This window comes from Streptomyces sp. NPDC039424, assembly GCF_055639495.1.
The window spans coordinates 1-12,643 of record NZ_JBVKAI010000044.1 but is presented as its reverse complement, the minus strand read 5'-3'; the positions used below and the strand labels follow the sequence as shown (position 1 = coordinate 12,643).

At 68.4% G+C, this 12,643-nt stretch carries 14 protein-coding genes and 2 pseudogenes; 11 read left to right on the top strand and 5 right to left on the bottom strand.

Features of this window, described 5'->3' with window-relative positions; all coding sequences use genetic code 11:
* Window positions 1-206 precede the first annotated feature (206 nt).
* Entirely contained in the window at window positions 207-707 is a 501-nt protein-coding gene (locus ACZ7L0_RS43865) for a hypothetical protein (protein ID WP_471248181.1), read from the top strand.
* A gap of 375 nt (window positions 708-1,082) precedes the next feature.
* Here the strand turns inward: ACZ7L0_RS43865 and ACZ7L0_RS43860 are convergent, their stop codons facing one another.
* Window positions 1,083-1,859: an alpha/beta fold hydrolase gene (locus tag ACZ7L0_RS43860; protein WP_471248180.1), complete on the bottom strand. Its 777-nt coding sequence runs from the start codon at window positions 1,857-1,859 to the stop codon at window positions 1,083-1,085.
* A 97-nt stretch (window positions 1,860-1,956) separates the two neighbouring features.
* Here ACZ7L0_RS43860 and ACZ7L0_RS43855 point away from each other — a divergent pair, with 97 nt between their 5' ends.
* From ACZ7L0_RS43855 to ACZ7L0_RS43845, 3 genes and pseudogenes are all read left to right on the top strand, one after another.
* A complete protein-coding gene (locus tag ACZ7L0_RS43855; RefSeq protein WP_471248183.1) occupies window positions 1,957-2,802 on the top strand; it encodes a helix-turn-helix domain-containing protein in 846 nt (281 codons plus the stop codon).
* A gap of 254 nt (window positions 2,803-3,056) precedes the next feature.
* Window positions 3,057-3,260: pseudogene (locus ACZ7L0_RS43850) on the top strand (methyltransferase domain-containing protein); the annotation flags it as partial.
* 84 nt (window positions 3,261-3,344) lie between these two features.
* Window positions 3,345-3,734 carry a hypothetical protein gene (locus ACZ7L0_RS43845; protein ID WP_471248182.1) on the top strand — a complete coding sequence of 130 codons (390 nt, stop codon included), beginning with the start codon at window positions 3,345-3,347 and terminating at the stop codon, window positions 3,732-3,734.
* 303 nt (window positions 3,735-4,037) lie between these two features.
* Here the strand turns inward: ACZ7L0_RS43845 and ACZ7L0_RS43840 are convergent, their stop codons facing one another.
* Window positions 4,038-4,766, bottom strand: a complete 729-nt coding sequence (locus tag ACZ7L0_RS43840; protein WP_471248179.1) for a TetR/AcrR family transcriptional regulator — start codon at window positions 4,764-4,766, stop codon at window positions 4,038-4,040.
* Window positions 4,767-4,855: 89 nt separating this feature from the next.
* Here ACZ7L0_RS43840 and ACZ7L0_RS43835 point away from each other — a divergent pair, with 89 nt between their 5' ends.
* From ACZ7L0_RS43835 to ACZ7L0_RS43815, 5 genes and pseudogenes are all read left to right on the top strand, one after another.
* Entirely contained in the window at window positions 4,856-5,716 is an 861-nt protein-coding gene (locus tag ACZ7L0_RS43835; protein WP_471248178.1) for an SDR family oxidoreductase, read from the top strand.
* A 149-nt stretch (window positions 5,717-5,865) separates the two neighbouring features.
* Window positions 5,866-6,144 (top strand): annotated as a pseudogene (locus ACZ7L0_RS43830) (leucine zipper domain-containing protein); the annotation flags it as partial.
* Window positions 6,145-6,468: 324 nt separating this feature from the next.
* Complete coding sequence (locus ACZ7L0_RS43825) at window positions 6,469-6,654, top strand: hypothetical protein (protein WP_471248184.1); 186 nt, start codon at window positions 6,469-6,471, stop codon at window positions 6,652-6,654.
* 233 nt (window positions 6,655-6,887) lie between these two features.
* Window positions 6,888-7,058 (top strand): hypothetical protein, encoded by a 171-nt coding sequence (locus ACZ7L0_RS43820; protein ID WP_471248177.1) that lies wholly within the window; start codon window positions 6,888-6,890, stop codon window positions 7,056-7,058.
* Window positions 7,059-7,436: 378 nt separating this feature from the next.
* The gene (locus ACZ7L0_RS43815; protein WP_471248176.1) at window positions 7,437-8,171 is read left to right on the top strand and encodes a TSUP family transporter; all 735 of its coding nucleotides are present in this window, start codon (window positions 7,437-7,439) and stop codon (window positions 8,169-8,171) included.
* Window positions 8,172-8,773: 602 nt separating this feature from the next.
* Here ACZ7L0_RS43815 and ACZ7L0_RS43810 read toward each other — a convergent pair.
* The gene (locus ACZ7L0_RS43810) at window positions 8,774-9,571 is read right to left on the bottom strand and encodes an MBL fold metallo-hydrolase (protein WP_471248175.1); all 798 of its coding nucleotides are present in this window, start codon (window positions 9,569-9,571) and stop codon (window positions 8,774-8,776) included.
* A gap of 136 nt (window positions 9,572-9,707) precedes the next feature.
* Here ACZ7L0_RS43810 and ACZ7L0_RS43805 point away from each other — a divergent pair, with 136 nt between their 5' ends.
* A complete protein-coding gene (locus ACZ7L0_RS43805) occupies window positions 9,708-10,265 on the top strand; it encodes a TetR/AcrR family transcriptional regulator (protein ID WP_471248174.1) in 558 nt (185 codons plus the stop codon).
* A 6-nt stretch (window positions 10,266-10,271) separates the two neighbouring features.
* Here ACZ7L0_RS43805 and ACZ7L0_RS43800 read toward each other — a convergent pair whose 3' ends face one another.
* Both ACZ7L0_RS43800 and ACZ7L0_RS43795 read right to left on the bottom strand, forming a co-directional pair.
* Window positions 10,272-10,670, bottom strand: coding sequence for a hypothetical protein (locus ACZ7L0_RS43800; RefSeq protein ID WP_471248173.1), 399 nt, complete (start codon window positions 10,668-10,670; stop codon window positions 10,272-10,274).
* Window positions 10,667-11,521, bottom strand: a complete 855-nt coding sequence (locus ACZ7L0_RS43795) for an IS5 family transposase (RefSeq protein WP_471248172.1) — start codon at window positions 11,519-11,521, stop codon at window positions 10,667-10,669. The genes ACZ7L0_RS43800 and ACZ7L0_RS43795 overlap by 4 nt, the downstream gene beginning before the upstream one ends.
* Before the next feature lie 121 nt (window positions 11,522-11,642).
* Between ACZ7L0_RS43795 and ACZ7L0_RS43790 the strand changes: the two genes are divergently transcribed.
* Window positions 11,643-12,236: a Ku family protein gene (locus tag ACZ7L0_RS43790; protein ID WP_471248171.1), complete on the top strand. Its 594-nt coding sequence runs from the start codon at window positions 11,643-11,645 to the stop codon at window positions 12,234-12,236.
* Window positions 12,237-12,643: the final 407 nt, after the last annotated feature.

Sequence of the window (12,643 nt, the reverse complement as noted above, 5' to 3'; positions counted from 1 at the left end):
CGCCGATACGAGCGGAAGCCAGAACACTTCCTCGCCTTCACCGCCATCGCCGCGACCCTCATATGCCACCGCAGGCTCCAACTGAAATGACCTCTTAGGGCCGTGGTCCTGGCGGTTGGCGTCCTGGCACTGGTTACGGGCGTGGACCAGACGATCCACATGCGCGCGCGCAGACGTTCGCCTATCAGCACGCACCGTCCTGCGCCTTGAGCGTTCACCTGACGGCACAGCAGGACTGCGTGGGCCAGGAGACCGGGCGCGTCGTGGGCGGGACGTCGGACCAGGACGAAGGGGACCACCTGACCATCCAAAGACCGTCGGGCAAGGCGGAGACCAGGAGTGTGGCCGACGATCTCTACGATGCCGTACGTCTGGGGTCAGACGTGAGCCTGGCCATCTGGAAAGACAAGATCGTGAAGATCAGCGCAGCCGGCAAGACCGACCAGGTGCCCCCGACTCCGTCGCGGTGGTCCGAGTTCTGGACGGCTCTGCTCGCGGGGCTCGGGACGCTGATAGCGGCGGCCGCACTGCTCCCGGCCGTCGACTGGGTGGCCTTCGCCTTCATGGCTGTCATCTTCACCCCCGGCTTGTTCTACTTCTCGGTAATGCTGGTGGCCGAGTCCACCAGTACCGCGGCTTTGGTCGCCGGGGTCCTCATAGGTCTGGTGGGTGTCGGCGTCGCCATTCCAGCGATCAAGCGTATCTGACACGCTGGACGCGACTGTCGGCCTGACGGCCAGACTTCCGCGGCGTCGCAGCGAGCAGGCGGCCCGGGATGGGGCTGGGGTGTCCGGTGCTGGTGTGGCTAGGCTGGGGTGTTCGGGGTGTATGGCGGAGGTGTGCGATGCCCCGGACCATCTGGAATGGCGCGATCAGTTTCGGTCTCGTGACTTCTCTGAACTAAGCATCGCCCTTACGCGCCGTGCAGTAAGGGCCACTGAGCCCCAGGGCGCTGAGACCTTCCATGTCCTGCAGTTGCGCTGAAGGCTTCACCGTCCAGACCGGTCAGCACCTCGGGGTCGCGCTCGCCGCGGGCCATGGCCTGAAGCATGTCCAGGGCGGAAGCACCGGCGATGTCGTGGTCAGGCTGCTGGTGTGAAGGCCGTGATGGCCTCGACAAGGTCGGCCGGGGCCTCCAGTGGGATCAGGTGACCGGTGTGCGGGACCACCACGAAGTCGGCCTGGGAGAGGTAGGGCACCAGGTTGTCGCGGAGCACGTCGACGGGTTCGACCTGATCGTTCTCTCCGGCGACCACGAGGGCGGGAGCGCTGACCATGCGCGTGTGCTCGGTGATGTCCTGCGCGATGCCGCGCAGCGGCCACTCGGTGCGGGCGGCGTCGGTGACGGTCCGCGAATCGGTCACGATCTGCGCCTTGACCGATGCGGGCAGCTCGGTGGCGGTGAGGATGTGGTCCCGTGCCCCGGTTACGGAATCGGCGGAGTCGTAAGCGTGCGACAGGGCTTCCTGGTACTCGGGGGTGATCTGTGCGGCGGGCTTCGCCGGGCCGGAGCCGACGAGGACGATGCCACGCAGGCCGGCGGGCCGGGTGGCCGCGACCAGCTGTGCGACCTTGCCCCCCATCGAATGCCCCACCAGGACGTAGTCGGTGACCCCCGCGTCGGCGAGCACGGCGAGCGTGTCGTCGGCGAGCTGACCGAGCGTGTAGGGGCCGGGCAGAGCGCTCGACCGGCTCCACCCGCGGAAGTCGACCGTGAGCACGTCACGGCCCGCGAGGCGGTCGACGACGAGGTCCCAGGTACGGGCGGAACCACCCCAGTAGTGCAGGAACACCAGGGTCGGTCCGGTCCCCGGCCGGTGGTCGTAAACGGGCAGAAGCGTCTGCTGCGTCATGCTCATGGTGGCTCTTCTTCCAATCAGTGTTCTGAGCGATTGTCCTGTGAGTTCATTGAAACTTCTGCACCCGGAACGGGGCATCGGCGTGACTGGTCGCCCCATGGTGAAAACTGGACACGTGACCGTGATTCGGCAGATGACCTACCAGCCCGCAGGGCGCCGCGCCGCCGCGGTCGAGACCATGACGTTCGACCGCCTTCGCGAGCTGAACGACGGCGGCACCCAGCGCGCCGACTTCCACGTCCTCGCCGTCATCGACGCCGGACACGGCTCGGTCACGGTGGACTTCCTCCACCACCCGCTCACAGAGCGGTCCGCGGTGTGGATTCCACCCGGAGCGGTGCACCGGTGGGACGGCATCGGCGATATGGCGGGGCACCTCGTATTGTTCGTGCCGACAGCGCCGGTCACCCACGCCACCCGGCAGCTTGTCGCCTCCCCGGACCTGGCCGCGCACTGGAGCATCCCCGACGCCGACTGGCTGTTCGTCGACACCGCGCGCAACCATCTCCTCCTCGAAGCATCCGCCCCACCCGAGGACTTCTCCACGGAGCTGCCCGAAATCCTGCTTTCCGCGCTCATCGCCCGGCTGGGACCCCCGCACGCCGAAGCACGGTTCACACATCCGGTGTTCCGGTTGTTCCGCTCCAGCGTCGAGACGCACTTCCGTAACCACCACGACGCCAGCTACTACGCCCGTGCTCTGGGATACGCGCCCCGCACCCTCTCACGAGCGGTGCAGCAGGCCACAGGCCGCACCGCGAAGGCATACATCGTCGACCGGATCATCCTGGAAGCCAAACGGCTCCTCGCGCACGACCGCCTCACCGCAGCCCGCTGCGCCGCCACGCTCGGCTTCCCCGACGCATCCAACTTCTCGGTGTTCTTCTACAAGGCGACAGGCATGCGCCCCGGCGCATGGAAGGCGACGGTAGCCGTCGAGTGAGGCGGTGCACTCAAGAAAGGCACTCACATCCATAATCACGGAGTGTCACAACCATGATCGCCGGAACTCCGTACTCGCCTCGCTGCATCTGCGCCACCGCGCCTATCTGCGCCACCTCTAAGTGACTGCGCTTGCCCACAAGTGGGAGAACCGGCTGTCGACGCCAGTGTGGTACGGGTAAGGGGTGCGACGAGAGCGAGGGCGGATCAGCGCGGAGTTCGACCGGGCGGGCTGCGACCTACGACGCCAGTGCCATGTACCGGGTGCAGGCACAAAAGCCCGTTCGCTTGGCCGCACCACGCCCGCACTCATGGGTTCTCGACGTGGCCACCGGGACAGGGCTGGCCGCGCGGGAGGCCGCCGCGGTGACGGTCGGAGATGGCGGCGTGATCGGCGTGGACCTCTCACCCGGCATGCTCCGCGTCGCCCGCGAGCGTTCACCTGTCGCGAGGGTGTCCACGTCGTTCGTCACAAAACGATCTTGGACACCCTCGTTCTCGTCTCCGCAGGCACCCCTTGGACCACACCACCAGGAGGAACCAGTGTCACACCCGCGACTGCTCACCCCCGAGGAGAAGCTCGCCGACGCGAAGAAGCTGTTGAGCCTCCCGCGTATCGTCGTGATCTGCGGCTCCACCCGCTTCATGACCGAGATGAACGAGGCCGATCTGCGGGAGACCAAAGCCGGAAAGATTGTCGTCAAACCGGGCTGTGACATGAAGTCGCCGCACGAACTTTGGTCCGATCCTGTCGAGGCCGAGGCGCTGAAGGTTCGACTCGACGATCTGCACCGGGCGAAGATCCGGATCGCGGATGAAGTGCTCGTAGTCGGCGACTACATCGGAGACAGCACCCGAGCCGAAATCGCCTACGCCCGGTCGCTGGGCAAGCCCGTGCGGTTCACGCACCCCGAAGTCGACCCTGACGCCTGACCGCTCGCTGCCACCTCGACAACCAGGGCCGGCAGCCCGCCGCCTGACCGTCTCGCGGTGGCTTCGGCCGCCGCCCACCCCACACCCTCCGCAGGCATCCCTTGGAATTGATCATCTAGGTGTATTGACCACGAGCGTTGTTAACAGTGGGTGGTGGAGCCGCGGTCAAGGTTGGCGGCGCGTTATGGGCGAGGGAAAGCCAGCCGGAGCCGTGTGGCCGCCCACTGTCTCATCTCGTGGACGCCGTTTCATCAAACGATCTCCTCAGGAGGTCTAACCTGCGCGAGGGCTCCTGATGCGCGATCAGGTATGCGGAGCGCCGCCGTCCGATGCCAGGCGTGTGAGCCACTCGCGCAGCAGGTGCTGCTCGGCGTCGCTCAGGACATCGGTGTCGTCGGGGAGAGCTGCGCGCAGTGCGCGGGCCGCCGCGGCAGGGCCGGTCTCCGCGGTGGGGACCGTCGGTTCGACGCGGGTGATGGCGGCGACCATGGACTCGCGGAGGATGGCCAGCAGCTCTGGATTGCGGCGGTCTGCGGGAGTGGAGTGCCAGGTGGTGACCGCGCCTTGCCCGGTGGCCTGGATGATCTGGGCGGCCAGTTCCTCGTCGACCCGCAGCCACCCCCCGGCCGCCAGTCGGCGTACCCGGCCGTAGAGGATCTCCAGGCCCGCACGGTGTGCCATGTCCGCGCCCCGACCGGTGGCCCTGTTCATCACCGCGAACAGCTCGGGGCGCGAGACCCCGAACTCCACGACCAAGTCCCAACCGCGGCGCAGCTCCTCCATCGGGTCCTCAGGGGCGAGGTCGAGCTGCGCGCGCTTGCTCTCCAGGAACTGCCCATAACCGTGCTCAGCGACCGCCTCCAGCAGCCCCTCCTTGTCGCCGAACAGGCGGTAGATCGCCGGCGGCTGCATTCCGGCGGCGGCGGCGACCGCGCGGGTGCTCACCGCGTCAGGGCCGCCCTTCTCCAGCAGCTCGACGGCCGCCTCGACGATGCGGCGACGAGGGCTGTCGGTGGAGTCGCGTCTAACCATGAACCGATGGTATCGAAGATTTGGTTCCATCGGAATTTCCAGTGTTACTATTGAAGCGATTCCACTGGAAACATCGCTGGGGGGACCCAATGATCATCGTGTCCGGAGCCACCGGAAAGCTCGGCCGCCGCACCGTCAAATGCCTCCTGGAGCGCGTCCCCGCCGACCGTGTCGGCGTCAGCGTCCGCGACCCCCGCAAGGCACAGGACCTCGCCGACCGCGGCGTCCGCGTCCGGCAGGGCAGCTTCGACGATCCCGCCTCGCTCGTGCATGCCTTCGAGGGGGCCGAGCAACTGCTCCTCGTCTCCCTCGACCGCACGGGCGAGGAGTGCGTCACCGGCCACCGCACCGCCATCGAGGCCGCCGTGAAGGCCGGCGTCGGCCGCATCCTCTACACCAGCCAGATGGGCGCCGCCCACGACTCCCGCTTCCAGGCATGCCGCGACCACGCCCAGACCGAGGACCTGATGCGCGCCACCGGCCTGCCCTGGACCGCGCTGCGCAACGGCTTCTACGCTTCCAGCGCCTTGCAGTTTCTGGAGTCCGCCCGCCACACCGGCGACATCGCCCTCCCCGCCGACGGTCCCGTCGCCTGGACCGGCCACGACGACCTCGCCGAGGCCACCGCGGCGATCCTCACCGAGGAGGGCCGCTTCGAGGGGCCCACCCCGCCGCTCACCGCCTCGGCGGCACTTGACTTCGGCAACGTCGCAGAGATCGCGACCCGAGTCACCGGACGGCCCTTCACCCGCACCGTCGTCCCCGACGACGCCTTCCGCGAGCAGGTCCTGGCGCACGGCGCCCCGGCCCCGATCGCCGACCTGATGCTAAGCATCTTCGCAGCGGCGCGGAATGGCGAGTTCACCGCCGTCGCCTCGACGCTGGCCGAGCTGATCGGGCGAAAGCCCGCCACCTTCCGCACCCAGCTGGAGCATGCCTGGGCCGAATAGATCCAGTGGGGCGCGCAGACAGCCCCGGCCTGACTCACCGCCCATAAAGGCTCATCCTCTGTCGCCCGAGGACGTCGATCACCAGATCGGCGGACTCGGGCACGAACCCAGGCTCCGCATCAGATTCCGCACCATCCCAGAGGTTTCCCGTGCCCCACCCCCATGCCCGGCTGACCATCCACGGCAGACGGCTCCTCGTCGACCGGGTCCGCGCTGGCAGGCCCATCGCCCACGTCGCCGACGAAATGAGTATCTCCCGCACCACAGCCCACAAATGGGTCCGGCGCTGGCGAGCCGAAGGCGATCCGGGGTTGTATGACCGTTCCAGTCGCCCCCTGGCTACACCGCACCGAACCCCTGCCGATGTCGAGAGTTGTGAAAAGTTCTGGGGTCGGGCCGGGCACGCCCTGGGTGCCCCGGCCTGCACCGCCGCCGGAGCGCACGCCTGGCTGTGCCCCGGATGCCGGTGCGACGGCCCCGGAGTCAACGCCGAAGCAGTCGGTGCAGCCACCCACGTACTCCGCCGGGAACCGGACGGGGCGGGAGCCAGTCCTCGCCGTCATCCATTGCTCGGACGCGGTCCCGCGCGGCCACGTACCCGAGCAAGGAGGCGAGCTCAATGCTCAGTGACTCCAGCTCGCAGCCCCGATGGTGCCTGCGCGAGTGATGACAACTCGGGCAGTCGGCTCTCGGAGCCGGCGCCGACTGCGGCGGCGGTAGCGGATGTGGCGCCGACTGCCACGGCGGCGGTAATGGCTGCGGCGCTCTCTGCTCCGGGTCCAGCCTCGGACTCGGCTCGATGGGCTGACGCCCGCTTCGACGCGCGCCAGGACTCCCGCCATGAGCACCTCGCCGACGGCGAACGCGGCCGGGCGGAGCTCGCGGAGTGGGAGCGCATCGACCAGCTGCTCGCCGCCGCGGCCCCCAGCACGGTCTAAGACCCGGACACCGACAACGTCGTCCAGGAGTAACTCGCAGCCGAAGCCGCGGCCGCCGCCGCCCAGGAAGCCGAGCTGCGCGAAGCCGCCCGAATCGCCGCCCGCGCCGATGAGCTCCAAGCGCTGCGCGAGCTGGGCACGCTGGAGCGGACCGAGCCCCCCGAGGGCGACGAAGCCGTACGGAACGAACTCACCCGCCGCGCGGGCTGGTATGTGCAGAACGACGTCGACGCGTGGCTCGCCACGCCCTGGCCGCGCACCTTGGGCACTACGGCGACCCGGCCGCCCGGGAAGCCGCCGCCAACCTGCTGCCGCCCCATCTGCTCGCCCACGCCGCGCTGCTCACCGAACTTGCCCACCTTGCCCCGAACGCCGGTGTCGACCAGCCGGCATTCGCGGCATGACTCGCCACCGCAGACCCCGAAGCAGCCGGTGACCTCGCCGCGTTCCTCGCCCGCGCCCGCTCGTAGCGCAGTATTCGCACGACCCTCGCAGCGCAAGGACGTTGCACGTGAGCAAGCCGCACCTGCTCGATTGGAGGGGAACGGTGTACACCCTACGTACACGACGGGTGCCGACCGTGGGCCCGCAGGTGCAGCACCGCGATGTCGTGTCACCAGGCCGGACGGGCGTCCGGATCAGCCGACGGTGCGGTGGCGGTGGCAGCAGGCGGCGTCGCTCAGTGGCAGATCAGCGGCACTTCATATCGGCCAGGCCATTGCGTTCGAGGCCATCCTCTGTTGAAGATGCCGCGATCATCCGGGTGACGGTAGGAGATTGCTGTGGCTGACGCAGGAGCGGCCGAGCTACTGCTTGGCGGCATAGTCGTGTTGGCTGCTTCGGTGCAGTGGCTTACAGGCATGGGCTTTGCGCTCATCGCGGTCCCTGTTCTCGTTCTGTTGCTCGGGCCGGCGGAGGGGGTGGTGCTCGCGAATTGCGCGGCTGGAGTCATCAGCATCGTCGGACTCGTCGCGGGATGGCGACGGGTACGTATCGGGGCGATGGTTCCCTTGGTCATCTCTGCCGCGTGCGCAGTGCCTGCGGGCTCGTGGGCAGCCGCCCGGCTTTCCGAGCCGGTACTGCTGGCCGGCATCGGGGCTCTTGTGATGCTTGCCGTGGCTCTCGTGATGGGAGGCGTGCGCATACCAGCTCTGACCGGAACGAGGGGTGCCGTGACCGCGGGTGCCGTCGGTGGGTTCATGAACTCCGCCGCCGGTGTCGGCGGGCCACCGTACTCGCTGTACGCCTTGAATGCGGGATGGTCGATCCGCGAATTCGTGCCGAATGCACAGTTCTACGGAATCGCGGTGAACGTCTTCTCAGTGGCCGTCAACGGTGTACCACGGCTGAGTGCGTCGGCCTGGTGGGTGGCCGTGGCGGCCATGGCGGCGGGCGCCCTCATCGGCAGGGCCCTTGCCCCGAGGGTCCAGGAGCGGGGGGTGCGGCGGCTCATCTTCTCCTTGGCGCTGGCCGGTGGCTTCTCCGTGCTGATCAAAGGCCTGTCGGAGATGACATGAAGTCCGATGATCCTGGAGGTACTCCGGTATCGGGCGGCAGTTGTTGAGTGGGGCCACGTTGTGCAGGCAGGCAATGCTCCGGTGGTCGGAAAGCCCCCCCAGGCTTGCTGCCCGCTGAGGTCGAGAGCACGGGTGAAGGAAGCGCCTCGGCCGGGACGGTGACCGAGGCGGCGAAGCCCTCGTAATGCCGGTACATCTCGGCGTATTGCGTGACCACCTGCTTCAGGTAGGCGTCGGAATCCTCAGGGACGGTGCAATCCCGGCGGGTGCTGAGGACCGCATCCCAGCTGTGCGGGATGAGTGCGGCGACGAGGATGGCGGCGATCTCGGGGCCGGCACAGCGCTGCCACCGAGGTTGATGCCGCCCTCGCCTCGGGGTTCTCCAATGCGGGCAGCCGCGGTCGAGCTTGGCCGCGTACTGCTCGCCGGCGTCGGCGGTGAAGTCGCGCTGGACGGTCTCGTCGGGGAAGTGGGTGCGCAGCGCGCGGTGCCCCGGGCCGTGCGCTGCGGAGAGGATGAGGTGGTTGGCCGAGCTCGCGGACGGCCCGGTCGATGCGGCCGGACCGTCCGGCGAGCTGCCGGGTGGTCAGCGGGGTGGCGGTTCAGAGGGGCAGCTCTTCGCCCAAGCCAGGGGTGAGGACTTCGTAGGGCTCGCCGGTGGCCGCGTCGAGGAAGCGGGCGAGCTCGGCGGGCTGGGTGGTGTAGAAGCCGTCGGCGTGGAAGCCGTCGTAGTGGATGGGTATCGCGGTCCTCGCCTGGAGGAGGCGGGCGCCGATGGCGGCTTGCCGGGCGTCGAGCGTGGACGGGTAGGGGCTCGGAGGCTGGCAGTGCGGGAAGCAGACGGTCGGTCCGTTGATGGGTGTGAGGACGGCGTCGAAGGGTCCGTAGCGGTGGGCAGCGCGCCACCAGTAGCCGTGGTACATCGTGTCGCCCAGGTGGATCACGCGGGTGCCGTCGGCCTCGACGGCCCAGGAGACCTGGGGGTCGCCGAGGGCGTCCACGGCGGGGACGGCCGCGATGGTGAAAGGGCCGATGGTCGTGGTCTCCCACAGGCCCATAGGCTGCCGGCGGAGGTCACAGGCGGCGAGTTCGGCCTCGGCCTTGAGCGTCCAGAGGTTCTCGTGGTCGTCGCCGCCGTAGGACTCGGGGTGGAGGACCGTTCCGCCGGAGTGCAGGGCGCGGGCCAGGGCGCCGGCGTCGGTGTGGTCGCGGTGGAGGTGGGTGCACAGTCCGGCGAGCACGTGTCCTTCCGCGTGGGGTGGCGCGACCTTCGGCAGCGGCACTCCTGCAAGCGTTGTTCCCTCCAGGACGCCTTCGGGTCGCCCGAGCAGGTCGATGACCAGGCTCTCGCCCTGTGCTTCGAGTTCCACTCCGGCCCATCCCAGCCAACGGATACGCATGCGAACATCCTCCCCTTGGATCATTTACCGTACGGTCGTTCGCTAAAATAGCAGACGGTCGATCGCTAAGATCAAGGGCGTGAGGAAATCGGCTGAAGAGGCCCGGCACACCCGGGACCGCATCATCGGAGTCGCGGTGACCCAGGCGTCCGGCCTGGGTTTGTCCGGATTGACCATCGGTGCGCTGGCGGAAGCGCTCGACATGAGCAAGGCCGGCGTCGTCGGCCCGTTCGGCTCCCGGGCCGACCTGCAACTCGCCGCCCTGGACCGGGCGGTGGATATGTTCATGGAGGCAGTGGTGGCGCCTGGCCGCGCTGTGGAGCCGGGCCTGCCGTGCCTGCACGCCGTGATCGACGCCTGGTGCGCCTACCTGGCCGACAGCCCGTTCCCCAACGGCTGCTTCGTCACCGCGGCCTCGTGCGAACTCGACGGGCAGCCAGGCGAGCTGCGCGTCCGCCTGTACGACGCGGTGACCCGCTGGCGGCGCTTCCTGGCCGAGCACATCACCATCGCGCGGGCCGCTGGCGACCTCGCCCCCGACCTCGACCCAGAGGACCTCCTATCCACCCTGACGGGCCTCGCCATGGCCGCCAACCAGGAGATCCAACTTCTCGGCGATGAAAACGCTGCGCCCCGCGCTCGCCGCCTCATGCGTACCGCGCTGGCCACACACCGCGCGGGGCCGACCTCTTAGTGGACGTTAAGTCCGTTTCTGGTGGCGACCTCGTCCGGGCTGGGTGAGGAAGCCTTGTCGGACAAGGCGTCCCAGGCGGCTGCGGGTGACGTTGACGGTCGCCTCGTCGGTGGGCATGCCGAGGAGTTCGTGCAGCTCGCGGGCTCGGAATGCCCGGCCGGGGTGCTGGTTGAAGGCGTCCACGATGGCCTGGTAGGCGGTGTTCGTCTCGAGCGGATCGGGCTCGGTCCCGGGCGGGACGCGTTCGACGATGATCTTCCGGGTGGTGGCCAGGTCTGCGAGTCGCGCTTCGGTCTCGGCCGGAGCCGCGGTCAAGTGGTCGATCCGGTCGCGTAGTTCGTCGGCCCGGGCCGTGGTTTTGTCGTGCTGGTCCTGGAGGTCTGCCAGGAGCTCGCTGATGTTCACGCGGCCAGCCCGAGGGTGTCGCGCCAGGTGGGGGCGGGTGTGGTGAGGCGGCGGGCCATGTTGGCGATGGAAGCCCAGTAGACGCGCGAGGCGGAGGTGTCGGGGCGGTGGTCGTACTCGCGGGCCAGGCGGCGGTGCAGCATCAACGTGCCGTTGACCTGCTCCACGATCCACCTCTTCGGTTGCGGGACGAAGCCTTTGCCCCGGTCTGCGGGGTTGCGGCGGACGACCTCGACGTCGATGTCCAGCAGGGCGCCGTGGATGAGAACCTCGTCCTTGAAGCCCTGGTCCACCAGGGCCTTCTCCAGACGCATCCCGCACCGCTCGGCCGCCTGATCGAGCAGGGCAGTGCCGGCTGCGTTGTCATGGGCGGAGGCGGCCAGCACCACGACGCCGATGATCAGCCCCAGAACGTCGACGGCCAGTCCCCGCTTGCGCCCCGACACCTTCTTGTTGGCGTCCAGTCCCGTCGTGGTCTTCGGGACACCTGCGGCCGCGCGGACGGACTGGGTGTCGATGATCACCAGGGACGGGTCCTCTAATCGCCGGGCTCTCTCCCGTACCTGGCGGCGCAGGAGTTCGGATATCTGCTGGTCGAGCCCGTCCTGGCGCCACAGGCTGAAGTAGTAGAAGACCGCCGACCAGGACGGCAGATCATGCGGGAGGTAGCGCCACTGGCAGCCCGTCCGGTTCTGGTAGAAGATCGCGTTCACGACCTCCCGCAGATCGCAGGACCCGGGATCTTCGGTCGCTGACCGCGCCACCCTCTCCTGCTTCCAGGCCGTGATCATCGGCTCGATCAACGCCCACTGCTCGTCCGATAAGTCGCTGGGGTACGGCTCTCGCTCCATGCCCGCATCTCAGCATGCACATGCCCAGCAGATGGCCTGCGCGACGATCAGTACCTCGATCGAGCGATCACGAACCGAGGAAGATCGGACTTAACGTCCACTTAAAGGTCGTTTTCTCCCGGTGTTTCATCCCGAAATCTGCCGTTTGACCGATGGTGTCGGGTCACGCCAGGAGATGGTGTTCTCGCTGGTGAAGTACGCCTGGTCGGGCCGGGAGCGGCTGGGCCTGCTGCAGGTCCGCGAGCAAGTGCTGGTGCTGCATGCGATGCGCTGGCCGGACGAGATCCGTGATCCCTCACAGCTGTACCCGCCGGCCGTCGACGTGGCCGCGGGGGAGATCGAGGGCGCGCCGGCGCTGATGGACACGATGTTCCGCGACGATCTCGAGGGACCTGAGTTCCGTGACGAGTACACCGAGGCCCTGGAGAAGATCATCGAGGCGAAGCGGGCGGAGCAGCCGCTGCCCGAGACACCCCAGCAGGAGGCGCAGCCGGGCGCCGTACTCGACTTGATGTCAGCCCTGAAGAGAGCGTCGCCAAAGCCGAGGCTTCCCGCGGCCGGCGTCCGGCGGAGGTGCACGAACTACCGGAGAGGAAAGCGCCCGCCAAGAAGCCCACGGCGAAGAAGACCGGCGCCCGCAAGACGGCCGCGAAGAAGACGGCGGCGCGCAAGCCCCGGCACAGTGCATAGCCGGACGTCACCGGCGGGGCGATGATGGAGATGCGGGTCTCTGTCCTGGGATACCCCGAGCTGGGATGGGGACCCGCGTCTGTCCGGCTGCCGCGCCGGCGCATGTGGGCGGGCAGCCCGTTCTTTGTGGGAAGGCCCCGACCGAACACCGGTCGGGGCCTTCCCAGGTCTGGGCACGGTCGCCGGACCCACCCGGCCCGCGGCGCCCGCCAAGAAATGCCGCGGCGCAGAAGAGCACCGCGAGAAGGTGTCGGGTCATCGGCCGCAGGGTGCCTAGTAGTGCTTCGTTAGGTTGTGGGCTGTCTGCGGCTGCTCCGAGGGCGGGGCAGGGGGCGTTCGCAGGTGGTGCAGGTACCGGTCCAGCACCTCAGCAGGTCCTGAAGGACGTCGAGGACCTGGTAGAGAGTCAGGCCGGTGTGCGGACTTTTGGGT

Excerpts from the sequence above, each read along its gene's own strand:
- ACZ7L0_RS43860 (WP_471248180.1), bottom strand. The coding sequence starts at position 1,859 with ATGAGCATGACGCAGCAGACGCTTCTGCCCGTTTACGACCACCGGCCG.
- ACZ7L0_RS43855 (WP_471248183.1), top strand. The coding sequence starts at position 1,957 with ATGGTGAAAACTGGACACGTGACCGTGATTCGGCAGATGACCTACCAG.
- ACZ7L0_RS43840 (WP_471248179.1), bottom strand. The coding sequence starts at position 4,766 with ATGGTTAGACGCGACTCCACCGACAGCCCTCGTCGCCGCATCGTCGAG.
- ACZ7L0_RS43835 (WP_471248178.1), top strand. The coding sequence starts at position 4,856 with ATGATCATCGTGTCCGGAGCCACCGGAAAGCTCGGCCGCCGCACCGTC.
- ACZ7L0_RS43825 (WP_471248184.1), top strand. The coding sequence starts at position 6,469 with ATGGCTGCGGCGCTCTCTGCTCCGGGTCCAGCCTCGGACTCGGCTCGA.
- ACZ7L0_RS43810 (WP_471248175.1), bottom strand. The coding sequence starts at position 9,571 with ATGCGTATCCGTTGGCTGGGATGGGCCGGAGTGGAACTCGAAGCACAG.
- ACZ7L0_RS43795 (WP_471248172.1), bottom strand. The coding sequence starts at position 11,521 with ATGGAGCGAGAGCCGTACCCCAGCGACTTATCGGACGAGCAGTGGGCG.